This is a genomic window from Bradyrhizobium hipponense, from assembly GCF_008123965.1.
Classification (GTDB): Bacteria; Pseudomonadota; Alphaproteobacteria; order Rhizobiales; family Xanthobacteraceae; genus Bradyrhizobium; species Bradyrhizobium hipponense.
The window spans coordinates 1-24398 of the sequence record NZ_VSTH01000018.1 but is presented as its reverse complement, the minus strand read 5'-3'; the positions used below and the strand labels follow the sequence as shown (position 1 = coordinate 24398).

Annotated in this window: 31 protein-coding genes and 1 pseudogene; 19 read left to right on the top strand and 13 right to left on the bottom strand. The window is 60.8% G+C overall.

Annotation, left to right across the window (positions count from 1 at the left end):
• Window positions 1-5: 5 nt before the first annotated feature.
• Both FXV83_RS05440 and FXV83_RS05435 read right to left on the bottom strand, forming a co-directional pair.
• Complete coding sequence (locus FXV83_RS05440) at window positions 6-1130, bottom strand: efflux RND transporter periplasmic adaptor subunit (RefSeq protein ID WP_187435676.1); 1125 nt, start codon at window positions 1128-1130, stop codon at window positions 6-8.
• A 17-nt stretch (window positions 1131-1147) separates the two neighbouring features.
• A complete protein-coding gene (locus tag FXV83_RS05435) occupies window positions 1148-2677 on the bottom strand; it encodes an efflux transporter outer membrane subunit (protein WP_235939311.1) in 1530 nt (509 codons plus the stop codon).
• A 192-nt stretch (window positions 2678-2869) separates the two neighbouring features.
• On the opposite strand from FXV83_RS05435, the gene FXV83_RS05430 reads away from it, so the two are divergent.
• A complete protein-coding gene (locus tag FXV83_RS05430) occupies window positions 2870-3517 on the top strand; it encodes a TetR/AcrR family transcriptional regulator (RefSeq protein WP_235939310.1) in 648 nt (215 codons plus the stop codon).
• A 211-nt stretch (window positions 3518-3728) separates the two neighbouring features.
• Window positions 3729-3998 carry a hypothetical protein gene (locus FXV83_RS05425; protein WP_148738178.1) on the top strand — a complete coding sequence of 90 codons (270 nt, stop codon included), beginning with the start codon at window positions 3729-3731 and terminating at the stop codon, window positions 3996-3998.
• 106 nt (window positions 3999-4104) lie between these two features.
• On the opposite strand, the gene modA (FXV83_RS05420) is transcribed toward FXV83_RS05425, so the two are convergent.
• On the bottom strand, window positions 4105-4896 hold the full coding sequence (gene modA / locus FXV83_RS05420) for a molybdate ABC transporter substrate-binding protein (protein WP_187435675.1): 792 nt from the start codon (window positions 4894-4896) through the stop codon (window positions 4105-4107).
• A 326-nt stretch (window positions 4897-5222) separates the two neighbouring features.
• On the opposite strand from modA (FXV83_RS05420), the gene modA (FXV83_RS05415) reads away from it, so the two are divergent.
• Window positions 5223-5969, top strand: a complete 747-nt coding sequence (modA, locus tag FXV83_RS05415) for a molybdate ABC transporter substrate-binding protein (RefSeq protein WP_187435674.1) — start codon at window positions 5223-5225, stop codon at window positions 5967-5969.
• A 61-nt stretch (window positions 5970-6030) separates the two neighbouring features.
• Window positions 6031-6273: a hypothetical protein gene (locus tag FXV83_RS42435; protein WP_187435673.1), complete on the top strand. Its 243-nt coding sequence runs from the start codon at window positions 6031-6033 to the stop codon at window positions 6271-6273.
• Between the two features lie 74 nt (window positions 6274-6347).
• On the opposite strand, the gene FXV83_RS05405 is transcribed toward FXV83_RS42435, so the two are convergent.
• From FXV83_RS05405 to ku, 3 genes are read right to left on the bottom strand one after another with little or no spacing between them, the layout of a single operon-like run.
• Window positions 6348-7121 (bottom strand): SDR family NAD(P)-dependent oxidoreductase, encoded by a 774-nt coding sequence (locus FXV83_RS05405; RefSeq protein ID WP_148738175.1) that lies wholly within the window; start codon window positions 7119-7121, stop codon window positions 6348-6350.
• 13 nt (window positions 7122-7134) lie between these two features.
• Window positions 7135-7335, bottom strand: a complete 201-nt coding sequence (locus FXV83_RS05400; protein WP_148738174.1) for a DUF2905 domain-containing protein — start codon at window positions 7333-7335, stop codon at window positions 7135-7137.
• Between the two features lie 58 nt (window positions 7336-7393).
• A complete protein-coding gene (gene ku, locus FXV83_RS05395; RefSeq protein WP_148738173.1) occupies window positions 7394-8320 on the bottom strand; it encodes a non-homologous end joining protein Ku in 927 nt (308 codons plus the stop codon).
• A gap of 168 nt (window positions 8321-8488) precedes the next feature.
• On the opposite strand from ku, the gene FXV83_RS05390 reads away from it, so the two are divergent.
• The gene (locus tag FXV83_RS05390; protein WP_148738172.1) at window positions 8489-8716 is read left to right on the top strand and encodes a hypothetical protein; all 228 of its coding nucleotides are present in this window, start codon (window positions 8489-8491) and stop codon (window positions 8714-8716) included.
• Window position 8717: 1 nt separating this feature from the next.
• A complete protein-coding gene (locus tag FXV83_RS05385; protein ID WP_148738171.1) occupies window positions 8718-8966 on the top strand; it encodes a hypothetical protein in 249 nt (82 codons plus the stop codon).
• Window positions 8967-9009: 43 nt separating this feature from the next.
• Here FXV83_RS05385 and FXV83_RS05380 read toward each other — a convergent pair whose 3' ends face one another.
• Together FXV83_RS05380 and FXV83_RS42430 are read right to left on the bottom strand one after the other, a co-directional pair.
• The gene (locus tag FXV83_RS05380) at window positions 9010-9474 is read right to left on the bottom strand and encodes a hypothetical protein (RefSeq protein WP_148738170.1); all 465 of its coding nucleotides are present in this window, start codon (window positions 9472-9474) and stop codon (window positions 9010-9012) included.
• Window positions 9475-9560: 86 nt separating this feature from the next.
• On the bottom strand, window positions 9561-9725 hold the full coding sequence (locus FXV83_RS42430; RefSeq protein ID WP_187435672.1) for a hypothetical protein: 165 nt from the start codon (window positions 9723-9725) through the stop codon (window positions 9561-9563).
• A 216-nt stretch (window positions 9726-9941) separates the two neighbouring features.
• Between FXV83_RS42430 and FXV83_RS05375 the strand changes: the two genes are divergently transcribed.
• The gene (locus tag FXV83_RS05375) at window positions 9942-10763 is read left to right on the top strand and encodes a DUF899 domain-containing protein (RefSeq protein WP_235939309.1); all 822 of its coding nucleotides are present in this window, start codon (window positions 9942-9944) and stop codon (window positions 10761-10763) included.
• Here the strand turns inward: FXV83_RS05375 and FXV83_RS05370 are convergent.
• The 3 genes from FXV83_RS05370 to FXV83_RS05360 form a co-directional block, all read right to left on the bottom strand.
• The gene (locus FXV83_RS05370) at window positions 10691-11242 is read right to left on the bottom strand and encodes a cell envelope biogenesis protein TolA (RefSeq protein WP_148738168.1); all 552 of its coding nucleotides are present in this window, start codon (window positions 11240-11242) and stop codon (window positions 10691-10693) included. The two genes, FXV83_RS05375 and FXV83_RS05370, sit on opposite strands and share 73 nt — an antisense overlap.
• A 60-nt stretch (window positions 11243-11302) precedes the next feature.
• Entirely contained in the window at window positions 11303-11530 is a 228-nt protein-coding gene (locus FXV83_RS05365) for a hypothetical protein (RefSeq protein WP_148738167.1), read from the bottom strand.
• Between the two features lie 245 nt (window positions 11531-11775).
• Window positions 11776-11958 (bottom strand): hypothetical protein, encoded by a 183-nt coding sequence (locus tag FXV83_RS05360; RefSeq protein ID WP_148738166.1) that lies wholly within the window; start codon window positions 11956-11958, stop codon window positions 11776-11778.
• A gap of 182 nt (window positions 11959-12140) precedes the next feature.
• On the opposite strand from FXV83_RS05360, the gene FXV83_RS43870 reads away from it, so the two are divergent.
• The 9 genes and pseudogenes from FXV83_RS43870 to FXV83_RS05325 all read left to right on the top strand — a co-directional run bounded on the left by FXV83_RS43870 (window position 12141) and on the right by FXV83_RS05325 (window position 17284).
• Entirely contained in the window at window positions 12141-12341 is a 201-nt protein-coding gene (locus FXV83_RS43870; RefSeq protein WP_148738165.1) for a hypothetical protein, read from the top strand.
• Between the two features lie 598 nt (window positions 12342-12939).
• A complete protein-coding gene (locus FXV83_RS05350) occupies window positions 12940-13314 on the top strand; it encodes a hypothetical protein (RefSeq protein WP_347341036.1) in 375 nt (124 codons plus the stop codon).
• Window positions 13315-13356: 42 nt separating this feature from the next.
• Window positions 13357-13639 (top strand): annotated as a pseudogene (locus FXV83_RS43865) (hypothetical protein); the annotation flags it as partial.
• Between the two features lie 6 nt (window positions 13640-13645).
• Window positions 13646-14314, top strand: coding sequence for an SOS response-associated peptidase family protein (locus tag FXV83_RS05345; protein WP_235939324.1), 669 nt, complete (start codon window positions 13646-13648; stop codon window positions 14312-14314).
• A complete protein-coding gene (gene dinB / locus FXV83_RS05340) occupies window positions 14311-15414 on the top strand; it encodes a DNA polymerase IV (RefSeq protein WP_283811694.1) in 1104 nt (367 codons plus the stop codon). The genes FXV83_RS05345 and dinB overlap by 4 nt, the downstream gene beginning before the upstream one ends.
• A gap of 137 nt (window positions 15415-15551) precedes the next feature.
• Window positions 15552-15752: a hypothetical protein gene (locus tag FXV83_RS05335; RefSeq protein ID WP_148738162.1), complete on the top strand. Its 201-nt coding sequence runs from the start codon at window positions 15552-15554 to the stop codon at window positions 15750-15752.
• Between the two features lie 15 nt (window positions 15753-15767).
• A complete protein-coding gene (locus FXV83_RS42425) occupies window positions 15768-15938 on the top strand; it encodes a hypothetical protein (RefSeq protein ID WP_187435695.1) in 171 nt (56 codons plus the stop codon).
• A 25-nt stretch (window positions 15939-15963) separates the two neighbouring features.
• Complete coding sequence (locus tag FXV83_RS45365; RefSeq protein ID WP_148738161.1) at window positions 15964-16500, top strand: DinB/UmuC family translesion DNA polymerase; 537 nt, start codon at window positions 15964-15966, stop codon at window positions 16498-16500.
• A 97-nt stretch (window positions 16501-16597) separates the two neighbouring features.
• Window positions 16598-17284: a hypothetical protein gene (locus FXV83_RS05325; protein ID WP_148738160.1), complete on the top strand. Its 687-nt coding sequence runs from the start codon at window positions 16598-16600 to the stop codon at window positions 17282-17284.
• Between the two features lie 1140 nt (window positions 17285-18424).
• On the opposite strand, the gene FXV83_RS05320 is transcribed toward FXV83_RS05325, so the two are convergent.
• Window positions 18425-19747, bottom strand: a complete 1323-nt coding sequence (locus FXV83_RS05320; protein WP_148738159.1) for a hypothetical protein — start codon at window positions 19745-19747, stop codon at window positions 18425-18427.
• Between the two features lie 169 nt (window positions 19748-19916).
• Complete coding sequence (locus FXV83_RS05315) at window positions 19917-20837, bottom strand: methyltransferase domain-containing protein (protein ID WP_148738158.1); 921 nt, start codon at window positions 20835-20837, stop codon at window positions 19917-19919.
• A gap of 519 nt (window positions 20838-21356) precedes the next feature.
• Between FXV83_RS05315 and FXV83_RS05310 the strand changes: the two genes are divergently transcribed.
• The 3 genes from FXV83_RS05310 to FXV83_RS05300 all read left to right on the top strand — a co-directional run bounded on the left by FXV83_RS05310 (window position 21357) and on the right by FXV83_RS05300 (window position 24090).
• Window positions 21357-22487, top strand: a complete 1131-nt coding sequence (locus FXV83_RS05310; RefSeq protein ID WP_148738157.1) for a PGN_0703 family putative restriction endonuclease — start codon at window positions 21357-21359, stop codon at window positions 22485-22487.
• A gap of 11 nt (window positions 22488-22498) precedes the next feature.
• Complete coding sequence (locus FXV83_RS05305) at window positions 22499-22837, top strand: DUF2958 domain-containing protein (protein ID WP_148738156.1); 339 nt, start codon at window positions 22499-22501, stop codon at window positions 22835-22837.
• Window positions 22838-23622: 785 nt separating this feature from the next.
• A complete protein-coding gene (locus FXV83_RS05300) occupies window positions 23623-24090 on the top strand; it encodes a hypothetical protein (protein WP_148738155.1) in 468 nt (155 codons plus the stop codon).
• Window positions 24091-24398: the final 308 nt, after the last annotated feature.

Below are 24398 nucleotides of genomic sequence, written 5' to 3'. Positions count from 1 at the left end.
CTATCTCACTGATCGACGGGTGACGGATTTGGATCGTTCGGCAGGGTGACGGAATTATCGACCTTCAACAGGGTGCCGTTCCGCAGCTTGATCTGGCCCGCCGTGACGACGGTTGCGTTCTGATCGAGGCCCGAGACCACCGCCACCTGATCGCCGCGGGTGGCGCCGGTCTTGATGAAGGTCTGGCGGGCCAGCAATCCCTGCCTGCCCGGCGCGTCGCTTTTGACCACGAGGTAGACGGATTCTCCGTAGGTATTGTAGACGATCGCGGTCTGCGGCAGCGTGAGGTAGCTCGTCGGACGCCCGACCCGCACGTCGATCCGCGCGAACATGCCGGGCAGGAGCCTGCGGTCCGCATTTTCGAACAGCGCACGGACCTGGACATTGCGACTGCTTTGGTCGACCTTGGAATTGAATGCCTGCACGGTGCCCTTGAAGCTGCGGTCCGGGAAAGCATCGACGCGCGCCACAACCTCCTGGCCGACCTTGACCTGGTCGATAGCCTGCTGTGGCAGCGTGAAGTCGACGAACAGACGGTCGAGAGCCTGCAGCGTAACGATGGCGGTGCCGGCGGTCAGGTATTGGCCGACGTCGACCTGACGCACACCAAGTCGTCCTGAAAACGGCGCCCGCAGTGTTTTTTGGTTCACCAGCGCTCGCTGCTGCGCGACGAGGGCGAGCGCGTTGCGCTCGTTGACGACATCACTATCGACCGTCGCCTGGCTGACGGCATTGATCTTCAGTTGGCCCTGGTCGCGCCGTAGGGTGATGCCGAAACCGTCTGCCGTGGCTTGCAAGGATTGCAGCTTGGCGACATCGTCTTCCTTGTGCAGATCGAGCAGTGCGTCGCCGGCGGCGACGTCCTTGCCGGAGTCGAAATGAATCGCGTCCACGATGCCGGGCTGTTGCAGCGAGAGATCGGCGCCGTTCACGGCGCGAAACGTGCCAATGGCGGTCAATGAGGATTGCCAGTCGCTGAACTGGGCGGTGGTCGTCGATACCGTCTGCGGCGGATCGGCGAGCGCGGCCATAGCCTGCCTGATCATGCCGGCGCGGAAATTGACGAACCAGGCCAGCGCGGCAAAGACCGCACCAGCAATACACAGCATGATCATCATGCGCTTGAACATGGCTTCGGACTCTCGGATCAGTTGGCTGGCGGGGTTGGCTGCGCCGGCAGGGCACCCGCGGGAACGAAGATCGCGGCAATGCCTGCGGGCTTGGCCGCGGCTGCCGGAGTTTCATCGACACGATTCCACCAGCCGCCGCCGAGCGACTGGTAGAGCGCTACGGTGTCGGCATAGCGCGAGGCCTGCGCCCTCACGCGGTTGATCCGCGCCGTCAGCAGGGTCTGTTCGGCATTGATGACCGAGATGAAGGTGGTGGAGCCGGCCTTGAACTGGGCCTGGGACATCTTCAGGCTTTCGGCGGAAGCCTTTTCCGCCTCGACCTGGGCCTTCAGCAGATCGGCATCCGATTGGATTGCGCGGAGCGCGTCGGCGACGTTCTGGAATGCGGTGATCACGGTGGAGCGATATTCCGCGCTGGTCTGCTCCAGTGCCGCGACCTTGGACTCCTTGGTGTGGAACAGAGAGCCGGCATCGAAGATCGGGCCGGTGACACTCGCTGCCACGCTCCAGACCGCCGATTGCGGACCATAGAGCCCCGACAGCGCCAGCGCGGAGCTGCCACCGGAGGCCGACAGCGTCACGTTCGGCAGCATGTTGGCCGTGGCGACGCCGACATTGGCGCTGGCCTGACGCACCTGGCTCTCAGCGGCCCGGATGTCCGGGCGCTGCCGCACCAGCAAGGACGGCACGCTGACCGGCAGGTCTCGCGGCAGGCGCAGATTTGCCAGCGGCACCGCCTCGCCCCTGTCCTGGCTCGGCAGCCGGCCGAGATAGGCCATCAGCTGGTTGCGATTTTGCGCGCGCGACTTCTGCAACGGCGGCAGCGTCGCAAGCGTCTGCGCCAGCTGGGCCTTCTGGGTCAGCACATCGCTGTCGGCGACGGCGCCGAGCGCAAATTGCTGCTCCAGCAGCGCGACCAGCTGCCGCTGACCGTCGATCTGTTCCTGGGTTACGCGGATCTGCGCCGCGTAGGAGGCATCGCTGATTGCGGCCGTCACGACGTTTGCCGTCAATGTCAGGTAGGTCGCCTCGAGCTGGAAGCGCTGATAATCGGCATTGGCAAGATCGGCCTCGATCCCCCGCCTCTTGCCGCCGAAGATATCCGGCGTGAACGAGACCGGGACCGAGGTGTTGTAGATGGTGTACAGCGATGCCGGTCCAGTGAGGCCGTACTGCGCCTGTGATACCTGGTTGCGCGTGACGCTGGCATCTCCGGTGATCGACGGCAGCAGCGCGCTGGTGTCTGCGGCCGCAACTTCGCGGGCCTGGCGCAGCGCCGCCTGCGCCGCGGCGAGGTCCGGATGGTTGTCAATGGCTTCGCGGACGAAGGCTTCGATCCGCCGCGAGCGAAACACCTGCCACCAGACTCCCGGAATATCGGCACCATGCGCGAACCGCTGCGTCGTTCCGCCGGGCCCCTCCGCGCCTTGCGTGGCCGGCAGCCCGCCTGCGGTGTACCCGCTCACCGCCGGCGCGGCCGGCGACTCGAAATCGGGGCCGACCGCGCAGCCACCCAAGGAGAGGGCAGCCTGAACGACAGGTATCATCACACCTCGCTGGATTAATTTTGTGAACGACATGCGGTCCCGTACAAAACTGAACTGTTCAGTACTTGACGGAGCTGCCGAGAATTGTCAATAGTACTAAACTGTTTAGTTTTGTTGCAGGCATAGACGGCGTCGATGGCGCGCCGTCATTGTGCGCGCTGACACAACGACACCGATTCGCGAGCCGACGGAGTGCCATCATTGATCGAAACGACCGCCCATCCCGCTCCCGGGCAGCCGAGCGCGCCGGCGGGTCGCAAGATGGACACTGTCATCCGCGCGGCGTGGCAGCTGTTTCTTGATCAGGGCTTTTCGGCAACCAGCATGGAGGCCGTGGCGAAAGCCGCCGGCGTGTCGAAAGCCACGCTCTACGCGTATTTCCCAAGCAAGGAAGCCTTGTTCGCCTCGCTGATCGTGGCCGAGTGCGAGAGCCTGCAACACGATCTGCCAATGCCCAAATTGTCGGCCGGACTATCCCAGGCGCTGCGAGAGTTCGCCAAACAATATCTCCATTCCTTCATCGATCGAAAGGACGTCGCCTTCGTCCGCATCATCGCCAATGAGAGTGGTCGATTTCCCGCACTCGCCCGCCTGTTCTATGAAAGCGGTCCCGAGGCAACGATTCGGCGGCTCTCTCAATTTCTCGAAGAGGCCAGGGCCGCAAAGCTCCTGGAATTTGGCGACTCGACGGAAGCCGCCAAACAATTCCTGAGTCTCGTCCGCGGCGAGCTACCGCTGCTGATTGTGCTGGGCCTCAATGATCTTACGGATGAGATCATCGAACAGGAAATCGAGGCAGGGCTGAAGTTCTTTCTGAAGGGCTGCCAGCCTTGTGCCTGAACCGCCAGCGCGGCATGCGTCGTTTCCGTTCTCGTCTCAAGATCGTCACTACCGGCGAGAAGGAAGACGCCGCCTCGCCACCTAGCTTTCCCACAGAGCGACGGAACACGGGGACAAGCCACAGTCCCTGCGATTCCGAATCCCTGCCATGTGTTAGCAGGCGGAACGAAGGCCGGACGGCAAGGATTCGTCTCGGCAGGAGCGAACCTCGATGCTGATGACGAAGGAAAGACGGCCCGCGATCCGGACGTTGCGCGGCTGGGCGATCTCCGTGCTGCAGGAGGCCGGCGCAATCCGCGAATGCGAGGAGCACGGCTGGATGCAGGACCGCGCCGACCCACATGCCCGCCAGCGCTCGTTCGACATCGCACGACGGGACCCGCCGTCTGGAGTGTCGGGGGATGAAGCCGTCGCGGAACTGGCCACGGTGCTGGAGTCTATCGGAGACACCTGCCTCGAGTGTCCGTCCGACAACGAGTAGGGCGTCTACTTAAGTCGAGCACTGTGGATCGAGGCGCGTTTGATGTCTGCTATCCCCCTAACGGCGGCGCAAAACCTTGGCACAATCCGCCTCGTCCCAGAACTTTTCACCGCGGCTCGAACCCATTGTCCGTCAAAGCCTGATTGACCGCGGGCGACGTCAGGAAAGCGGTAAGCTCCTTGGCGGCGTCTACTTGCTTGGTGTCCGCGATGATCCCTGCCACATACAACGAATAGTTCTGAACCTCGGCCGGCAGCGCGACAGACTCGATACCGGCGACAAGGCTCAAATCGCTCGCTACGCCGATGCCAAGTTCTGCCTCGCCTTTCGCCACCGCCTCTGCAATCTCGGTGCCGGACGGTTCCAGCCGACTTTTCGCCTTTACCTCCTCCGAAATCCCCAGGCGTTTCATCAAGCCGATCGTGTAAAGGCTGGCGCCGCCGCCCCGGGCGGGATCGCCAACGGCGATCGATTCTGCCGCCAGGAGCGCGCGCTTGAGTGCATCCGCCGAGCTAAGGTCGGGTTTGGCGGCGCCTTTCTTGATGAAAACGGTGAAGCCAACCTGGGCGATCTCCACGCGGCTCCCCGCAAGCAGCTTGCCTTGCTTCTGCAATTCTTCGTTCTGTTTGCCAGAGACGATTGCCACGTCGACGGGTTCACCCTTGATAACGCGCTCGGTGATCACGCCGAGTGGCGCGTAGCCGGCCGTGACATTGTTGCCCGACGATTTCTCGAATTCTGTTAGCAATTTGGGAAACAGGATCCGAAAGGAAGCCGGGCCGAGCAGGTTGATCTCGGCCGCATGTGCGGGGGATGGCGTCGCTGCGATCAACAGCGAACTATAAAATGCGGCACTTATGATGGCAGAAAAAGTCGAACCAACGGAATGTCTGAACACACTGTCATTCCTTTTTGTAGGCCAGTTAACCCTTGTGCCGGTTCCGTGCGGGCGGCCGGCAGTGCTGATAATCAAAAAAGACGTCTTCGGAGATGAGGCTCAGTAGCTGCACTATTTTGTCGAATAGCAAGGCGTTTTTCCCCTGGGAGTCCGACTTGGGTCATTCGCGCCGGTTTGTCCTCCCCGGACATGTCGCTGCACCGGTTTAACAGACGCTTGGCACAACAGCGAAATCAAGCCCGGCTTGAAGGCCCGTCGAGATAGACACCGCAATGATGTACGGTCACGCTCGCAACTTGGGGAAGCAGCCCCACAGGGAGGACGTCATGAAGGCGCCATTTATTATTGCCGTGGCCGCAAGTCTGGTCCTGCCGAATCTGTGCCAAGCTTCCGAAATTAAAGTCCTCGCCTCCGTCGCGATGAAGGATGCGTACCTCGAATTGATCCCCGAGTTCGAGCAGGCCACAGGTCACAAGGTCTCTGCGGCGTGGTCGAGCACGCCTGATGTCCAGAAACGCATTGCGGCCGGCGAAGCCGCCGACTTGATCATCTTGGGCGACAGCGGAACGGAAGAGCTGATCAGGCAAGGCAAACTGGCCGCCGGCAGCCGCGTCAATTTCGCGAAATCGAGCATCGGAGTTGCGGTGCGCGCTGGTGCGCCTGCGCCCGATATCAGCTCCGCAGACGCAGTGAAGCGGTCGGTCCTGGCAGCAAAATCCGTCGCCTACTCGGCTGGCGCGAGCGGCATCTATCTCGTCAGCATGTTTCAGAACCTCGGCATCTCCGACCAAGTCAAATCGAAAACGGCCACGGTAAAGCCGGGTGAACCGGTAGGCGAGGTGGTCGCGCGTGGCGAAGCCGAGATCGGATTCCACCAGCTGAGTGAGCTCATTCCGGTGAAGGGCATCCAGATCGTCGGACCGTTGCCGTCGGAGATCCAGAACATCACCGTATACTCGGGCGGCGTTCATAGCGCGACGAAGGAGGCGGACGCCGCCATAGCATTGGTCAAATTCCTCACCGGACCGGCCGCTGCACCGATCATCAAGAAGCATGGCCTACAGCCAGGCTGATCGCTTCCAGCAATTTCGACGCGACGTCGCTTAAGGATCAAAACCGGCGTCGATCTCATCGATGAGGCGGTCCTGCCTGGCTTCCAACGCCGACATCTTCGGCTTCATGGCACGCCCCTCAGAGCGCCTCTTCGGTCCGGCTGCGCCCGGGACCAGACGCCCCCAGGCGAGCGAGTTCGATCCACGCCAGCGCTGCGTCGATCCATCTCTGCCGTTCGGCGCCATCGGCTTCGACGGCGAGCTTCATCGCCGCGACCGCCTCGCGCTCGGGGTCGTGCTCTATGTCCATCCTGCGGAAATATAGTCGCAGATCGTAAACGGTCAGTCGTCGACGCTACCGTAGGAATCCGGGCGCCGCGGCGAGCGCTGGCCGTCGTCCTAGGCCCCTGGAAGTCCCACCCCCGTGAGCTCGCCCAATCTGGCGATGAGCTGGTCCTGGAATTCGGCATCGGTGGCCTCGCTGGCCGGCTCCTCCTGCCGCATGTGATGCCAGTATCGGCCGCTGACCTTTGCTGCCGGCTCCTCGCTCACGGCCAACCAGGTCTGGGTCCGTTGCCCGGTCTCGAGATCGACCGGCGCTCCGGGGCCGCCCATTCGCGTGCGCACCCAGCCGGGATCGACCGCATTGCTGAGCACGTCCGGCCAGCGTCGCGCCACGGCGAAAGCCAGGGCCACGACCTGCAGCTTGCTTTCGGCGTAGGCCTTTGCCGGATCCCAGCTCCGCTTGGTCCAGTCGAGATCGCGTAGCGAACCCTCCCCGCCTCGATGAAGGCCGCTGCTGAGGTAAACCAGTCGACGGGGACGCTCGATCAGCGCCGTCAGGATGTACGGCGCAAGCGTGTTGACTGCGAGCACGCCAGCGTGACCCTCGGGTGTCGAGCCGCGGGTGCCCTCGGTGTAGACGCCCGCATTGTGGATCACCGCGTCCATGCGCCCGATCGCGTTGACCTGGTCCGCGACGCTCCTGGTCTGGGCTGCGCTACGCAGATCGCCAATCACGATCCCCGCGACGCGCGAGGCCAGCTCGCCGAGACCCGCGGCGCGCTCCGCCGATCGGGCGTGCAGCACCACGTGATGACCATCATCGAGGAGGGACTGGGCCGCGGCGCGACCCAGCCCATCCGTGCTGCCGGTGATGAATACGGTTGCCACTCGCTCCTCCTTCCTATCGGTTCGCCAGCCACAGGATCACGCTTAGCACCACGGAGATGATGAGCGAGGTGGTCAGCGGAAGGTAGAAGGCGAAATTCGGCCGCTCGACGTAAATATCTCCGGGTAGCCGGCCAAGCCCGAACTTGCCAAGAACAGGCCAAAGCAGCCCAGCGGCGACCAGCACAACTCCGAAGATGATGAGCGTGCGCGACATATCGCACCTCCGTCAGCACTGCGGCCCTTACCTCGGGAAACCGGCACCCGGCGCCGCCCTACGCCGACTTCCGCCGCGCCCCGGTCGCCGGCTTCTTCGCGGCGCCTTCCTTCGCCGGCTTCTTGTCGGCGATGGGCATCAGCATTTCCTTCTGGCCCGCGGCAGCCTTACGCGGCTTCTTGGCGGGCTTGCCGGCTTTCGCCGGCGCGGCTTCCCGACCCACGCTCCGACGCAGTGCCTCCATCAGGTTGACGACGTTGGTCGCGGCCGGCTTCTCCTTCGGCGTGATCGGCTTGCCGGCGCGCTTCTGGTTGATGAGGTCGATCAGCGCCGTCTCATAGTGGTCCTCGAATTTTTCGGGGTCGAACCGGCCGGCCTTCTGGTTCACGATGTGCCTGGCGAGATCCAGCATGTCCTTTGTGACTTTGACCTCCTGGATCTCGTCGAAATACTCCTGCTCGCTGCGCACTTCGTAGGGGTAGCGCAGCAGCGTGCCGACGAGCCCCTTGTCCATCGGCTCGAGCGCGATGATGTGCTCGCGGTTGGTCAGCACCACCCGCCCGATCGCGACCTTGTCCATCTCGCGGATGGTCTCGCGGATCACCGCAAAGGCGTCGTGGCCGACCTTGCCGTCCGGCCTGATGTAGTAGGGCCGGATGAGGTAGCGAGGGTCGATGTCCGTCCTGTCGACGAATTCGTCGATCTCGATGGTGCGCGTCGATTCCAGCGCGATCTCCTCGAGCTCCTCCTTCGTGACCTCGATGAACTGGTCCTTCTCGAGCTGGTAGCCCTTCACGATGTCCTCGTTGGGGACCTCCTCGCCGGTGTCGGCATCGACCTTGAGGTACTTGATGCGGTGGCCGGTCTGCCGGTTCAGCTGGTTGAACGAAATCTTCTCGCTCTCGGACGTGGCCGGATAGAGCGCGACCGGGCAGGTGACGAGGGACAGACGCAGGAAGCCTTTCCAGTTCGCTCGCGGGGCCATGGGTACGCAACGCTCCAGGGTACGGGACACGGACTCAAGACGAACGGGGCAGCACGGTTCCGACAGCTCCGGCCGACGTGCACGCAATTCAAGCCGTCCCCGCAACGGCCGCCAGCGAAACACGGTGCCGGCGCTTGACTCTTGCGAACAAAATGAGAACATAATCGGATGACCGCTACCCCCGAGCCATCCAGACCGGCCCCCGACGACCTCGACGCCGCCGCCGACCAGGCCATCGCGGCCTGCGCCGGCGATGCCCGGGAGACGGTGAAGGCACTCATCATTGCGAACGGCTTCCTTGAGGCGCAGCTCGAGGAGCTTCGGGCTTCGGTTTCCGCCGGCTACTCGCGCGGCCGGTTCGACCTTCCGCGCGATCGGAAGGATTGGTACGACTGAGATGTCCGAGGTCACCTATTACGTCGCCCTGCCCTTCGTGGCCGCCGACGACGGCATCGCCGCCGGCGAGGCGGTCGAGTGCTTCAACCCGAACGCAGCCGTGATGAAAGCCGAGGCACTTTCGCGGAAGCCCGGCATCGTCGGCGCCGTCGCGTTCAGCCGCAGCGGGGATCCTGCGACGGGCGACTTCGGCGATGCCACGCTGATCCGGAAGTTCGGCGAAGTACCGGACGATCTCAGCGCGCTATAAGCGCGCGCCTGCGGAGCCTGCGTTCCGTAGCCCCGGTGGCGGCCTACTTGCCGCTGAGCGACAGGCTGATGCGGGTGACGACGTCGTCCCACGCTTGCTCTTCTTCGGCGGGATAGTTGATCAGCACGCAATGGATCAGCCGCCCCGAGAAGTTGCAGCGGTCGTAGAAAACCTTGTTGCCCTTGTAGCTGGACACCGCGAAGAAGCGCGGGGTCACTCGCTTGTACTGGATGCGCGAAGGCGGGTGCTTCTTCGCGAGAAAGGCAGCGGGTGAATCGTTCGCGACGTTGGGCGCGGCCTGGATCGTGAAGTCGGCGCGTCCGTCGGCGGTTCGGAATCGTTGCCCATAGCCGTCCGGCCGGCCGGCTTCTTCCGTGAAGATCGAGGAAGGGAAATTCACCGCGGTGCCGGTCTGGGGAATGGTGTACCTGGTCCATCTCACCGGTTGCGCCGAGACCGTCGATGTCGAGGCAGCAAGTGCCAACGCGAGAGCGACCATCGATTTCATCGCATTTCCCTCCGGCAATCACCGTGGAAAAGCGGCGAAGGTCAACTACGTTCCAACAAGCCTCATGCAGAACGAAAGCACTCGAGCTACTCGCCTTCAGCGACAGGATCGTCGGAATCAAGCAAGCTCAGCGCCGTCTCGATCTTGGCAAGAATTCGCCCGATCTCCTCGCGCTCGTTCGGGCCAAGATCGTTCTCGAGTTGCTCCATGAGCTGTTGCTTCTGCGCGAGCAGCTTTGCGACGGTCGGCATCCGACCTCCTCCGGTTTTCTGCAGCCTGCAACCGAGGAAGGTGGTGCGCTGCCGAGGCTTGCGCCAGCGGCCCAGTGTTCAGAAGATTCCGAGAATGGCGAAAAGCGCGACCTCGCCCAGGAAGGCTTTGCCATTTCGGTTAACCGACCGACTCGGACCTGCACTTTGTCCAGCAGCCATCGCTCGGGTTGGAGCTTAGAAAGGCGAGGCCATCCCGTGTGGTGGAAGACCACGGGCCGGCGCGGACCTAAACTTGAAAACCCACTGATCTTAGGAGTGTTGATCATGGCGGCAGGCTCCCTCTCCCCGCCGAAAGTCGTGTCGCGTGAGGAATGGCTTTCCGCACGCAGGGCACTGTTCATCGAAGAGAAGGAGATGACGCACAAGCTCGACGAACTCAGAGAGAAGCGCCGCAGTTTGCCATGGGTGAAAATTGAGAAGCCCTATGTCTTCGAGGGACCGGATGGCAAGTGCACACTTGCCGATCTGTTCCATGGTCGCGGCCAACTCGCCGTCTATCACTTCATGCTGACCCCGGGTTCCGATCACGTTTGCAAAGGGTGCTCATTCGTCGCCGATCATTTCGACGCGGCGCGCAGGCACTTCGATGATGCCGACCTGTCATTTGCGGTGATTTCACGCGCGCCAATTAAGCGAATCGAGCAAGTGAAACGCGCTTTGGGCTGGACCTTTCGGTGGGTGTCGTCCTATGGCAGCGACTTCAACTATGATTTCGGGGTTTCATTCAAACGGGACGACGTTGCCGCCGGCACAGCCAAGTTCAATTACGACACGATCCCGCTCAAGAGCAGCGAAGATATGATGGGCGCCAGAATATTTGCCAAGAACGCGACTGGCGAGATCTTCCATACCTACTCAGCCTATTCCCGTGGCATTGAAAATTTGATGGGTGCCTTCATGTGGCTCGATCTCACGCCCAAGGGCCGCCATCAATTCGATGACGGTCACAGCCGGCTTGGCGACGACGGCCAGGACGTGCGTACAACCGGGCGGTCTAGCGGCGCTGGGGCCGGCTGAACTTCCGGAGTTGGGCCCAAGTGGACCTCCAGCGGTGCCCGACCAAGGTTCGTTCGGCGGGCCCTCTCCCTCGCCTGAGCCGCCTCTTCCTTGCGGCGTTCGGCCTCCTGCCGCTTCCATTCGCGCTCGAATTTCGCCGCAGCCTGCCCCCTCTCTCTTTCGCTCACCTTCGGCGCAGCCTGCCGTTTCGGCTTCGAGCGACTCCTCCGCTCGTTGACGCCGCTGTCGGCCAAGTCGGTCGGCAGATCCGGATGCTCCTTGAAGGGACCTGTCGATCCGACCGGCCGCCTGAGCACGACGCCGGGCTTTGCCATCGTCGCGGCGACGACCTCCGGATCCTCGGTTTGTCTTGCGACACCCTGGTGGAAGAGGTTGCTCTGCGCGCCCCAGGCCTCCAGCGCAGCCTTCATCGACGGCGCGGCGACCGCCTGGTCATAGAAGCCGAGCGAGGTCTGATAGCTCTTGAGTTTTCTCGCCATTGCGCTCGCCGGGCGGCCGTAACCACCCGCTTATAGAGCAGCCAGGACAAGACTGCCGCCTCAAGATGCGAGGGCGCATCGGGCCAAGGTCAACTCGGTAGGATCGGCGCCTGGCGCAGCTTTTCTTCCAACCTGCTTCAGCCCGTCCATCGAGGTCTCACCCCTGGCGGCGGCCTCAAGGATCGTAAAGGCCATGTGCGTGCGAGCGGTGGTCTCGTACCGAGAAACATTCTCGCAGACTTCATCGAGGACCGCGCGCAAAAGCGCGGTGGTTTCGGCATTGAACATCGGGATCTCCCCCGGCGATGCGGCCATGATGAATGGAGCTGGCAGAGCTGGGATTCACGCAGATCAGGAGCGACAAAAAAGCCGCGGAGGGCCGGCGGTCAAATGAGCGTAGCCCCGCCGGGGACTTTTGGGGGCTTGGGGCGGAGCCACGCCGGCCAGGCATTTACGCGAGGCCCGCCGGATCAACAATATTCCGACGGCCTCGTTCCTCGCGAGATCGGTCATCGAGGGACGCCATGCACCAGTTACTGCTCGGGAGGGCGCAGCGGGCCATCCGCCCATTTGCGGGCTGTCGGGTCGTGCAGCGGGTCTTCATTGCAATAGGTGCAGACGTACCGCAACCGCGCTTCGGCGGCTTCGTCGGCCACAGCCTTCATCGGCCTGCCGCACGCCGGGCAAGCCTTCCTGACGGAATCGAGCGCTGCCATTTTTGTCCCTGCCATCGCCAGTTTAGTTCAGAGGAGATCGCAGACTCAAGCCTCGCGGTGAACAGCCTCGCGGTGAACAGCGTCGCGGTGAACAGCGTCGCGGTGAAAAGCAGAGCCTTCCGCTTCTTGACTCCGCGACCGCAAGCTCCTCAACTTGGGGCAGTGATGTTGTGGGGTGTGTCATGGAGCAGGAGTTCTACAGAGGATTCGCGCAGCGGGCGCGCGATCTGGCGGAGAAAGCGGACCCGTTCACCCGGCGACGCCTGCTGGATCTGGCCAAGCGGTACGATGCTCAAAGCAAACCTGGATCGAGCCACGGACGTTTGCCAGCGCCACGCGCGGCCCCTCCGAACGCGCTCTTCTCACGATCGGGCGAAACTTGACCGGGGATCAGGCGGACGAGATCAGGTGCGACGCTTGCGGCGGCACAGGATCGCTGTCGGTACGCCAGCCCGAACCGGGCCGCAGAATCTATCCGGGCAAGTGCTCCAAGTGCGGTGGCAAGGGGCGTGTCCCCAGAGCCGGATGATCATCGGAGCTGATTCGACCTTCACATTCGGCTTCATCGTGGCGATGACACCGTGCGTCTCCACAGGAGTCCCAACGTCGATCCCTGGCGGATGACGCTGAACAGGAAGACTCGTAGGTCGCCGCCAGGATCGGAAACTTCGGCGGGTTCGCGAGCGCAAGGGCACGGAGATGCCGAAACTCGCACCCGGCCCGTGCTTGTTGGCTCCGACCGTCTTCGCTGAGCGGCATCTGTGGCTGCGACACGACCGACGGTCGGCGCAATAGGACTCCGGACTTCACCCGTGTTCAGCCCCGTTGCTCGCTTCGAGCGCCAGCCAATTGCTCCCGGGATGCAACGAACGTAGCCCTGTCATTCTTCCGTGGTCCTCACATTCCTACTTTGGGAGACTCGACTCTTGTGTTCTTGGTATGTTCTAATTGCCTATGGCCTATCGACCCGCAAGCTGGCGCATGCCGAGCCGCAAGGAGATGGAAAAGCTGGCGGCTAACGCCGCGCGGAGAAGTACGCGGCCGACCTGCACGCCAGGGCCCGGCGACGACATGCCGCCCGAATACTGGCAGTCCGTCCTGAACGACGCGGCAGCGGACCGGCGCCAGGGCGCTCCGTTAATCCGCACATTACGACTCTTCGAGATTCCGCAACATGTTCTGCGGGTGTCATGTCGCCGTTGTAGCCGCACCGTCGAGATCCAGAAGGCCGATGCGATTCGATTGGCTGGCGCTCAGGCGGTCTGGAAGGACGTCGGACAGCGGCTACTCGATGACTCCTGCCAACAACGCACCGGCCGGCTGGAAGAGGACGGCTGCTGGGCCTCATTCGACTAGCCGGCGCGGTGCCGGTCCGTTTTATAGACGTGGAACGTGCCAATGGCGCCGAAGTACCACCCGACGCCCCTCTCCGGAGGAGATCGCAAGGCTCTGAACAAGGAGCTCGGCAAGGCGCCCGCAATGACCAATATCCTGGCCGCGCAGTCTGCGGAGACCAGGGCCAGGGGCGAATTTGATTCGGCAAGCGGACAAGTTGCTCTGCGAAAGCTGGAACGAACGGATGTGGGCGGACGGCGAGCCGATCGATCCGTCACCGACCATCGACCAGGCCGTCAATGCGGGTTTCCCATGGCTTGAGATCCGCTGCGCCCGATGCAAGACGGCGAGGGTGGTCAACCGCTACGTCGGCAATCTCGCGCCAATGTCCGGCGTGTTTCCGGACTACACGGCGCCGATCGTACGTGTCGGCGCCGAGGGCCGCGAACTTGCGACCGCGCGCTGGGGAATGCCATCGTCGCAACAAGCGCTCATGGAGGCGACGAAGAAGCGCGCCAAGAAATTGGAGGCCAAGGGTAAGCCGGTCGAGTTTAAGGAATTGCTGCGAATGGAGCCGGACGGCGGCACGACCAACATTCGCAATGTGAAGAGCCAACACTGGACCCGATGGCTTGGCGTCGAGAACCGCTGCATCGTGCCGTTCAACTCATTCAGCGAGTTCAACAAGGACGAGGGCGGTGACATCTGGTTCGCGCTCGATGAAGAACGGCCCCTCGCCTGCTTCGCCGGCATCTGGACGAACTGGACTTCGGTCCGGAAGGTCAAAGAGGGCGAGACCAACAATGATCTCTACGCCTTCCTGACGACGGAGGCGAACGCCGAGGTCGGCGCCATCCACCCTAAAGCGATGCCGGTGATCCTGACGACGCCTGAACAGGTCGAGATCTGGATGACCGCGTCCCCCGACGAGGCGTTGAAGCTGCAGCGTCCATTGCCGGACGGATCGCTCCGGATCGTCGCCCGTGGCGTCAAGGAGGATCCGGCTGGGGCGACGACGTGACCAACGATCCTGACGACCTGGCCGGGCCCCCGCCCCGCCAGCGCAAGATCATCCACGTCGACATGGATGCCTTCTACGCATCGGTGGAGCAACGTGACAATCCAGACCTCCGAGGCAAACCGGTCGCCGTCGGCGGGTCGCGCGAACGCGGCGTCGTGGCAGCCGCTAGCTATGAAGCACGGATCTTCGGCGTCCGGTCGGCGATGCCCTCAGTGACGGCGAAGCGGCAGTGCCCGGACCTTATCTTCGTGAAGCCGCGCTTCGAGGTCTACAAGGCGGTCTCGCAGCAGATCCGGAAAATCTTCGCCGAGCACACGCCGATCATCGAACCTCTCTCCCTCGACGAGGCCTACCTCGACGTGACGGAAAACCTGAAAGCGATCCCGCTGGCACGCGATGTCGCGCTGGCAATCCGGGCGAAGATCAAGGAGGTGACCGGCCTCAACGCCTCGGCCGGCATTTCCTACAACAAGTTTCTGGCGAAACTCGCCTCCGACCACCGCAAGCCCAACGGGCAGTACGTGATCACGCCGGAGATGGGCCCGGGATTCGTCGAGGCCCTGCCCGTCGGAAAATTCCACGGCATCGGTCCGGCGACCAGCGCGAAGATGAATGCTCTTGGTCTGTACACGGGCCTGGACCTGCGCAATCAATCACTCGCGTTCATGCAGGCCAATTTCGGCAAGGCCGGCGCGTATTATTACCGGATATCGAGGGGCGTTGACGACCGCGAGGTCCGCGCGAACCGGATCCGGAAGTCGGTTGGCGCAGAGAGCACATTCTCGAACGATCTTACAGACTTCGAGGCGATGGCCGCTGAATTGCAGCCGCTGATCAACAGGGTCTGGCACCACTGTCAGGACAAGGGCGCGCGGGGCCGGACCGTTACGCTGAAGATCAAGTTCAACGATTTCGAGATCATCACGCGGAGCAGGTCCACACCCCTCGCAATCTCGAGCCGCAGCGAGCTCGCACGCTTATCGATTGCCTTGCTGCAGAACGAGATGCCAACTCCAAAACCGGTCCGGCTTCTCGGAGTATCCTTGTCGACGCTCCATGGCGAAGCGCTGGGCGAGCCGCAACTCGGCCTGCCGATTTGAGAGGCGCAGTATCGAGCAGGATTTCAGGGGCGGCGCAGGCGGAGATCGTGCAGCGCGGGAGAGCTCACTAGTTAACATTCGTGAATCCCAAAATGGAAAGACTTGCGGTAGGATCAAGCTTTCCGAGGGGCGTACCCATGTTTGAACAAGCGACAACCGCTCTATTGCGAGCGGTACTCGACGAGGTCTGCGAAAAGCTGCCCCGCGACGAGACCGGCGCTCGCATCCACGTCGCCTGCAAGATCCTCGAAGCCGCAAAGACCGGCGAAACGACACCGGAGGTGCTGCTGCAGATCGGCCGAAAAGCCCTGACACAAGCGTCGACGATGTGGCCTTGATCGGGCGAGGTGCGGGTGAATTTCCAGGTCACCGTCTTGAAGATCCTGGTGAGTTACCCGGAAGGATTCGCCGTAATGGCGGACCTCAAGCGCGACATGGCCATCCTCGCGACGAGCGGCCCGGAATGGGCCCAGCCTGTAAATCGGCGTGGGGTCCTGACGCCGATCGGCAAGCTAAGCTATTGATCTACGAACGGGTGGAGGGTGAAGGTTGGACGCCTGTTCACACCTCGATGACCGCGAAGCTCGCGCAATCCGTGTCCGGAAGTCGATTGGCGCGGAGAACACATTCTCCAGCCACCTTTTCGATTTCAAAGCGATGCCGCCGAGTTGCCCCGCTGATCGAAAGGTGTGGCGCCACTGCGACGACAAGGGCGCGCGGGGCCAGACCGTTACGGTGAAGATCAGTTCAACGATTTCGAGCTCATCACGTGGAGCAGGTCGGGACCCGTCGCGATCTCGACCGCAGCGAACTCAAACGGTTATTGATCGCCTTGCTGTAGGACGAATGCGCGCTCCGAGGCTGGCCCGGCGTCTCGGAGTATCGCTGTCCTCACCTCAAGGTCGACCGCAGATGGATCCACCAATCGGCTTCGGATCTGAGATAGCATCAGTATCAGTCAATGCTGAAGCAAAGCGAAGAGTCACGCGCCAGCCCGCTGCATCTGGCACAATCCTCAGCTCGCCTTACTTGCGGATCAACTCCATTCGAGAAAGGGGATCACCTTCCACCTATATCCCGCGATGAGTAAACGCCGTGTCAATCGCGAGGTCATATGCCTTCTCCAATGCCCACACCGATACCAGCACTGTCCTTTCATCCGAACGTCGGCCAGATAATCGCCTTGGCAGCGTTCGGCGAAGAGGCCCGTAGATTTCTACTCGTGATGATTGCTCGCGAAGAGATGCGCTGCATTATTTATCAAGAAAAAAGATACGTTATTCTGGATGAGATCGAACCATACAGCCCGGTAGACTTAGACGAAACGTTCACCGGCGTAATGCTGCCAGCCAATGACCCTTCAGTCGGCGCAGCCTCCGCCTTGGCTGAGTCCAGCAAGCGCGACGCGGTTCAGGCAATAAGGACGCACCTTATTAAGCTCAATGACGTATTCCCCTCCGCCGAAGTATCGTTCGCCCCGGCTAATCCTTTCAAAATTTCTTCGAAGCGCCATGTTCCCAATTTTTGGCGGGATGTCGCGTTTGTGGGCGCGAACCTCGCCGGCCTAGAGGAGGCAAAGCGAGTGAACGAAGCGTTTGCGATCCTCGCCACCAGCGTTGCCGCCGGTCTCGCTGACGAAGGCCTTGCGCACTTCCACAAAGTGCTCCTGTCTACTGCGGCCCCCGAACTCGCTCCAAAATTCGACTGGATATGGTCACCGGGACGGGCACGTTTGTATATCCCAGCGAACAAGATGACTAAAGCGCTAGAAATACTTTCCCGACTCACTTTGACATTCTCCGGCTATCGAGGCGATCCAGAAGGCAGCGAAACTCCTCGCTCTTTAATGGACCTGTACCTCGCAAATTAAACGCAGCAAGCTGATCGATACCGCTACCCTTCTGCTCGTTCACTGCACTTGCAGCTCACCACCTGCGTGTGAACGAGGGTGGTCTTCAAATCGATGTTGTTGCACTTGTACAACCGAGCCATCGACGCTGCTTAATTCCTAGTTGCCTCGATGGCCGCGCAAGATCGGGCCTGCGCGCCGGCAGGCATTTTGAAGTCCCTGAGGCCGTGCTCACCCGGTCTGCATCAAGATGCCGGAGTGGCTCTCGTTCTACACCTGCACGCCGCAAGATCCAGGTCCCTTTCTAGCCACAACGGAAGTAAAGTCGCGAATGGAAGCGGTAAGGCTTCGAACGGCGGTCCAGCGGGTGCATACGTTGGAAGACCGTGTTTGGCTGAAGGTAATGTTTCGCTCTTCAGATCCGAGCTAGCAATGACCGGCAGGATAGGCATTTTTAGGGTTCTGAACGTCGCACGCTCCTGGACTATACTCACCGACAGCACTGCCGTGGGCGAAGCGGAGCCATACGCGATTTTTTAACGCACCCGCGCGGCCACTATGAGGTTTGGGCGCGGCACAATTCCTATCCAAGGGAAAGCGCTGTTTGAAGCGATTGCATCCAACGAGTACGAGCACTTCCGTTCAGGGCGGATCGTCTACGAAATAAAGCCGGCACATTTCATTCTCTACGCTGACCGGCGCCTCCAACAAGGGATTGTTATCAAAGCCATTGCAACGAGGTTCGAACTCCCTCTTGGTACTTTTGTCGTCGGGTCTGATGAGCACTATCGAAGGCGGTGCGATCGCAATCGATAGTCTCCTCATCAACCAAGTACTTTAGCCCCAAAAATTAGCATCTCGCTTTGGGCCGCGCCATGGGAACAACGCTCCCCCATTATGTGAAGAATGGTGAAGCTCCGGCTGGTTGAGGGCTGGCGAAGCGCCTTTATCTCACCATACCCCCCTACGTCGCCGGCACCGCCGGCGGCGCCGCCAACGCCGCCATCCTCCCACCACCGCACTCCCTATCCACGTTGGCTCCCTCCAATCCGCCAGCTATCGTTCGCTCTTCCCTACAGCCCATCTGGCTGCGCGACTTCTGCTCCAAGGCCTCCTGGCTATTTGCTAACGGACGACGGTTGGCCGCCCGGTCACTACAGCTTAGATTTGCAAGGTCCGGATGAGCTCTTCCTCTTCTGCCATTCGTTGTAGGTATTCGCGATGCTGACGGCCCTCATCGAGCTCTCGCCCGGCGTATAGTTCATCCCAATCATTTCGCTGTAGCCGAGCGACAAAGCCATCGAGCTTCTGAGCATTGTTTCCAATGTTATGAGAAGCCTTGCTCAAGGAAATCCCCTCGGGCACATCAAGAGCGGTGCCTTTAACATTCCAAACCTTCAGGAGCTGACGATAAGTCCGCTCTTGATAGACTCCCTTTTCATCAGTCCACCCTAGTCCAAGCCGAGGTTCGACTGACTTCATCAAATATCTGTACCAACGCCAAACGTTGCGCACTTGGTCTTCCTCGAAGCGTCCATAGCCAAGGATCACCCGGAAAGCATTTCGATCGTAATTTCGTCCGGTCAGACGAGACAGCGCAGATCGCGACCAGGCCTCGAACTCCTTTTTCAAAGCCGGCGGCAAGTGAATTAGAATGTGACTATGAAACCCGCGCTGAGCGATCTTTTCGTGCACGTAGACGTAACGCAGGTCCGTCTTGGTCCGAACAGATCTAGCCGACTTCTTTCCGCGGGGAGCACCTTCGGAGCGCAGCCATTTGCCTGCTTCGTGCAGGTATGCGCCGAGGGTCTCAACACCGCTCTCCTCACTCAAGTTCATCATGGACCAGACGATGATGAGGTGAGTATTCAGTATCACTCCCTGCCACATGGCATATGCAATCGCGTTGTAAACTCTACGTACGTCTTTGCCAGTCAGCGCCGATCCCTTCATCTTCGGAGGCGCCGGCCAGAATGGATTCACCATCGGCCGCCGTGGACGATAACCGGGCGGCGGCTTGAACGGCAGTGGTCCCACAAGATGTGACCAAAGCTCGCGACCGTGCTCAAACAGATATGCTGCCAGCCCGGGATCAGGCATGGCTGACACTGCTAGTCCTTGCTTGCTCACCGATGCTTGATCAGCATTCTCCTGACCATGCGACTGCAATGGCGCACTATGTTCTTCTTCGGGCGGCTCTTCGTTCTGTGCGGTTGGCGCAAACCACTCTGGTTTCCTCTCCGCTAACCAGTTCAAGCGGCTGCGAACGCGGAAGTCCTTGTAAGCCTCCCCAGGCTGGCGTTTTCGCCGCCCTATGATCCCCTCGATTATCTTCCCATCTTCATGGTTTCCGACCCGCGCACGAGCCAGAAATTCATCTAGCTGCGGATCTCCCTCATAAACGAAGCCCCATTCGCGCAAGGTACGCGCGAGGTCTGCGGGCTCGAGCGAGCGCAGGTTCGCAATGATCTCGTCGTTCAGCATCTCGTTCTCCCAAATTTTGCTTGCCAGTAGAAAACGCGGGCTTACGCACCCGCTAAGAGATTGATCCCAGTGTTGTTTTTTCAGAGGCCCTGTCGTTCGCTTCCAAAACCCTCGTTTTGAGCTTCCAAAACGAGGGTTTTGGGCCCCCGGACAGACCGCTCGTGGGGTTTCAGCAAGGAATGGCCCGGCATGTCGGCTCGGAACCCACAGGCTCATCGCCGGTAACCCCAACCTCAACGACGACCGGCCAGTTGATCACGCGCTTAAGCTTTGCAGACCCCCAACGTTTATGGACAGCCCCGATAAAGTTTTGCAGCGAGATTAGGTGCAGCGACGGAGTCCTCTCGATTCGTTGGATCACTGGCCATCGCTTCATGTGTTGAACTAGTTCAGGAAGCGTCCACGTCGCCCGCATGATGGCCCGCCGGCGGAAATCTGGCTCCCAGCCATCCAAGTTTCGGTCGTCCTCAAGAGACTGCAAGACGTCGCGCTCGGCTTGGGACAGCAGTGGTGCCAGGAGGCTGGTCGAGAACCAGCCGAAGACTTCATTGATGTCCGCGCAGACTGTCCGGTCAATTGCCGGCTTCGCCCGCGGCACTAGTTGGCCCCAGAGATAGCTCAATCTAACTACGACCCCGCCTTTGACGACCAACCGCTGAACTTCAGCCATAACTCCGGAGCGCTCTGCGTAATGAGCTTGTTCGACAAGAATAAAGTCGAAGTTCTCGGCTTGTAGACCAGTTCTTTCGAGAGGGGCATGTCGGTATTGGATCGCCGGACGAACGGGAAGCTGCATTAAGTGAAGCGGCCGCTCCGTTGTCTCTGCAAAGTAGCGATGAATCGTACCGGCCGAGCTCAAAGGCTTCGCCTTTGCTCGTGAGATGACGCCATCGTCCGGATGAATCACCGTTGCATTTGAGAGGTGCTCGGCAATTTGGACCGCGAATGCGCCATCCCCTCCTGAAAGAATTAGGGACCGTCCATTTCGGATGAAACGGTTTCGTATGGCGGAGATAATGCCGAGCAGCTCGTACGAGGCTTCCGGCCCAAAAACGGTCGGGATAAGGGGGCGTCTAAGTAGATCGGTCATAAACTGGCTCCTCTGTTAACGCAGAGGCTCCAGCACGCTTGCCTTCCCTATAGTGAGTCGGACAGTACCGATCTCTGCCCTGCTCTATTCAGATGAGGGCCGAAGAAATTGCGGGCCAAAGTGAAAATAACCGACTTTGCGGCAACTTGTCGCACCTGGAGGCTAGTCTCCTTGCGCCCTTCATCAAGTGCTTGGATGTCGCGCTCTTGAACAGCCCGGAGACGTGTAAGCGCCCCCAGTAGTTCCAGACTAGAGTTGCTCTGACTGGCTTGGGCGGCAGTGAAGCAGCTATATTTTTAATACCCCTCCTACCAGTGCAGGTATGTGTGCCTGGCCCTAGTTCTACCCTCCCGGCAGGCCCACCCACGCCGAATGCACGAGTATCTAAACCCTTCCTGATCTCTGACCAGAAATGCGCTTCCGCGACTGCCGGCGAGTTGATGCTTAACATTACTGCATCCCTCAACTTTCCCACCCGAGTTCTGAATCTCTTTGGCATTAGCCACCATGAGGTTCTGCATGCAACCTACAGCTCTCGCCGACATCACGCCCCTCTCTCGCGTTCCGCTCATTCCCGAAAACATCGTCCGGCGCCATAACGTTCATTTCGAGATCGATACGCGCTTCCGCCGCGCCGCCCGCTTCCTGCAGTACCTTTGGCTAACGGATCACGGAATTCCGACCGGCATTCATGTCCAAGGAACGGGGGAAGACGCAGTTACCATGGACATCGGCTCCTGTCTGAGCGCCGAAGCGGCGGAAGCCGGCAAAAATTTCCTCTCGCCGGCAATTCATGGCCTCGTCCGCCACGAACTGATCATGCGCGAGGAAGGAGCGATGATCGATGAGGACCGTCTCTTCAGAAATGCACTAAGCTCAATGCCCTTGGTCTTCAATCTGTTTGGCCCAATGGTCATCGACCTTCGCCTCGCAACGGCCGTGTTCCGCGCCCTTCTCCCTGACTTCGTCAACACCGTTGAAAGCATCCGGTTTGAGCATTCGCCCGGCCGCCACGATGACCGGTTTCTGTCGGATGGGACGGCCGTCGACGTCGCCATGTCCATCATCACCCCTGACGGCGAAGTGGCCACAATCTTCGTCGAGGTGAAATATTCGGAGGACATGACTGGTCCTGCAGCGCGGCTGCGGCCCCGTTACGACGACGCATCGAGACAGGTCGGTCTCTTCAAGGATCCAGATAGCCAGTTGCTGAGGTCCCTCGCCCTTGAACAGCTTTGGCGCGAACATATGATCGCGCAACTCGCCGTCAACCACGGCAACACATCCAGAGCCCTGTTCATCACAATAGCTCCGAAACTCAATCGCCGCGCGAACGCTGCCTTTCGTGTGTATCGAAGCGAACTGCGGGACGCAGAAGAGGGGCGCGCAGATCACGTCGGCTTTCAGTCGCTTGATCTGGAAGAGGTAATCAAGGCACTGGCCACGACCGATGCCTCAGAGATGGCGAGGAAGCTCTGGGCTCGATATTGCGATTTCGAGCGGGTCTATCGCCTTGCCTTAGACGAATTTCCGGACACAGCGTGCCTGAACATCAACACCGCCGACGCGGATCAAATCGCCAAGGTACCAGCCAGCCGTCAGCGTCGCCGTTCAAAGACGAGTGGTTCTTCATCAAACGCAAACAAGTGAGGAGCGGCGTGATGTCCAACATCGATCTCCTCACGGTGGCAGACCGCGTCCAACTTCTGGTCAACGCAGTCAACGGCGGCGATCACGTACCGGTGGTGAAATTGTTCACGCCAGACGCGCAGGCAACGTGGCTCATCACTGAAGTCGATCCAGACGACCCCGATCGCCTCTTCGGGCTTTGCGACCTGGGTCTTGGCTTCCCGGAGCTCGGATACGTTTCGCTCGCCGAACTGACCGAGCTCCGCGGCCCCCTTGGGCTGCCCGTCGAACGGGATGCTCATTTCGTTCCTGAGAAGCCGTTGTCCGCGTATGCCGAAGACGCGCGGGTCAGAGGCAAAGTCGTCGCATAGTCGCGCTCATGAACTGATGGCCTGCGAAGGTTGCGTGCGCATGGTCGAGGCGCTGGGCCACTTGGTACCCCAGCGCCTCTGGGCGTAGTCGCACCTTTTTGGGCTGAACTGCCAACGTTCGGCAGTCGCTCTACGCCTCCGCCGCGGCGAAAACGCTATGAACCATCGTCTGAGCTTGCTGCGAGCTGATCCGCGCAGGAAGGTTCATAGCCAGCCCCCTACGGGCACCGGTCCTTGACGTTAGCCAGACGACTCAGGGGTAGCCGGTCACCTTGCCGAGCGGCATCGGCATAAGCGCAGATTTTTTGCAGCAGGAGTGGGCTCCGGGATACCCCGACCCACAGATGACGATTTCGCAGATTGATTGTGCGGGGTTCTCCATCCGCGTCAGAATTGAAGCAGCGCATAAAGGCCGACCGCCTGACCCCGGCCTCCCCGTCACAGGGTTGTGTTCAGTCAAACAGCTTACCGACGGCGTGGCTCCGGGGTTCGGAATCATCAGGTAAGAAGGCTTCGCCGCTGCAGGCGAAGCCTTGCCCTTCGGTCAAGGAACAGCCCCCTCAAGCGTTCACCAAGGTTCGAACGATCGCTCTGGACCTCTCAATCCCGAGAGGTCCACTTGCATGGCGCCGAATTCAGCAATCACCCAGCACAGCATCGCATAACCACCCAGTCGTTCGACCAACCGGACCCGCGAGCATCCGCCACACTCGCACTGCCGAGCTCACTCGCAACTTAGACGGTGTCAGCTCGAATAGTGTGTCGAAAGACTGGGGTGCGCACACATGGATTTCACGGCTGTCTTTTTGTATATCAAGGAAGCCATCTCGAAGAGGCTGGCAGGACATTCTATCGACCTCACCGGAACTCTAAAGACAGGCCTGGTTAGAGGGGCCATCGCCGCCGCTCTGGCTCTGGTGCTCTTCGCCGGCTACACGTTCATCCGCGGCGGAGTTCAATTCAAACCGGGCTATATGCCTCAATGCGAGAGCCCCTTCACGCGAGACCTGCTCACGAAAGTGGTCAACGAGTCGATTGCCGGGCAGCAAGGCGTTAAGCTGCTCCAGGTCGATGAGGTCGCGGACTTCGCGGTCCGGGCACCCGCAACATCCGGCGACCCGCACGCTGAGTTCAGAAACTGCAGCGCCTTCGTCCGCACCAACGCGGGCAGGGCCATTCTCTTTTTCCAGCTGACCTGGGGAAGTTTCAAAAAGGATGAGGTTTGGCTCGAGATCACGCAATCGTCGCTCTAGTTGGAAGGCTTCGAGTGCCTTGTGCTTGGCCGCTACCGCGCGCCCCCAAGATTAAGCCCGCCCGAAAGGTTGATCGCCGCGCGACACATTCGTGGTCCTGTCGGTCGACCGATATGTAAGGGAAATCTTCGAAAGCCAAACCCGCTCACAGAGCTACGATGCAGTGTCCAAGTTCGAGAACAACGCTCCCTCCCAAGATCAAGAATAGGGACGAATCGGCTGGTTGAGGGCTGGCGGTCCGCGTATATTATCTACTCCCTTCCGTGCCGAACGGCACGGCATCCACCACCTACTCTCCCTACTCTCCC

Bases quoted from the DNA above. Each gene is read 5' to 3' on its own strand.
- FXV83_RS05440 (WP_187435676.1), bottom strand. From the start codon at position 1,130: ATGTTCAAGCGCATGATGATCATGCTGTGTATTGCTGGTGCGGTCTTT.
- FXV83_RS05435 (WP_235939311.1), bottom strand. From the start codon at position 2,677: ATGATACCTGTCGTTCAGGCTGCCCTCTCCTTGGGTGGCTGCGCGGTC.
- FXV83_RS05425 (WP_148738178.1), top strand. From the start codon at position 3,729: ATGCTGATGACGAAGGAAAGACGGCCCGCGATCCGGACGTTGCGCGGC.
- modA (WP_187435674.1), top strand. From the start codon at position 5,223: ATGAAGGCGCCATTTATTATTGCCGTGGCCGCAAGTCTGGTCCTGCCG.
- FXV83_RS42435 (WP_187435673.1), top strand. From the start codon at position 6,031: ATGAGGCGGTCCTGCCTGGCTTCCAACGCCGACATCTTCGGCTTCATG.
- FXV83_RS05400 (WP_148738174.1), bottom strand. From the start codon at position 7,335: ATGTCGCGCACGCTCATCATCTTCGGAGTTGTGCTGGTCGCCGCTGGG.
- ku (WP_148738173.1), bottom strand. From the start codon at position 8,320: ATGGCCCCGCGAGCGAACTGGAAAGGCTTCCTGCGTCTGTCCCTCGTC.
- FXV83_RS05390 (WP_148738172.1), top strand. From the start codon at position 8,489: ATGACCGCTACCCCCGAGCCATCCAGACCGGCCCCCGACGACCTCGAC.
- FXV83_RS05385 (WP_148738171.1), top strand. From the start codon at position 8,718: ATGTCCGAGGTCACCTATTACGTCGCCCTGCCCTTCGTGGCCGCCGAC.
- FXV83_RS05380 (WP_148738170.1), bottom strand. From the start codon at position 9,474: ATGAAATCGATGGTCGCTCTCGCGTTGGCACTTGCTGCCTCGACATCG.
- FXV83_RS42430 (WP_187435672.1), bottom strand. From the start codon at position 9,725: ATGCCGACCGTCGCAAAGCTGCTCGCGCAGAAGCAACAGCTCATGGAG.
- FXV83_RS05370 (WP_148738168.1), bottom strand. From the start codon at position 11,242: ATGGCGAGAAAACTCAAGAGCTATCAGACCTCGCTCGGCTTCTATGAC.
- FXV83_RS05365 (WP_148738167.1), bottom strand. From the start codon at position 11,530: ATGTTCAATGCCGAAACCACCGCGCTTTTGCGCGCGGTCCTCGATGAA.
- FXV83_RS05360 (WP_148738166.1), bottom strand. From the start codon at position 11,958: ATGGCAGCGCTCGATTCCGTCAGGAAGGCTTGCCCGGCGTGCGGCAGG.
- FXV83_RS43870 (WP_148738165.1), top strand. From the start codon at position 12,141: ATGGAGCAGGAGTTCTACAGAGGATTCGCGCAGCGGGCGCGCGATCTG.
- FXV83_RS05350 (WP_347341036.1), top strand. From the start codon at position 12,940: ATGCCGAGCCGCAAGGAGATGGAAAAGCTGGCGGCTAACGCCGCGCGG.
- FXV83_RS05335 (WP_148738162.1), top strand. From the start codon at position 15,552: ATGTTTGAACAAGCGACAACCGCTCTATTGCGAGCGGTACTCGACGAG.
- FXV83_RS05320 (WP_148738159.1), bottom strand. From the start codon at position 19,747: ATGCTGAACGACGAGATCATTGCGAACCTGCGCTCGCTCGAGCCCGCA.
- FXV83_RS05315 (WP_148738158.1), bottom strand. From the start codon at position 20,837: ATGACCGATCTACTTAGACGCCCCCTTATCCCGACCGTTTTTGGGCCG.
- FXV83_RS05310 (WP_148738157.1), top strand. From the start codon at position 21,357: ATGCAACCTACAGCTCTCGCCGACATCACGCCCCTCTCTCGCGTTCCG.
- FXV83_RS05305 (WP_148738156.1), top strand. From the start codon at position 22,499: ATGTCCAACATCGATCTCCTCACGGTGGCAGACCGCGTCCAACTTCTG.
- FXV83_RS05300 (WP_148738155.1), top strand. From the start codon at position 23,623: ATGGATTTCACGGCTGTCTTTTTGTATATCAAGGAAGCCATCTCGAAG.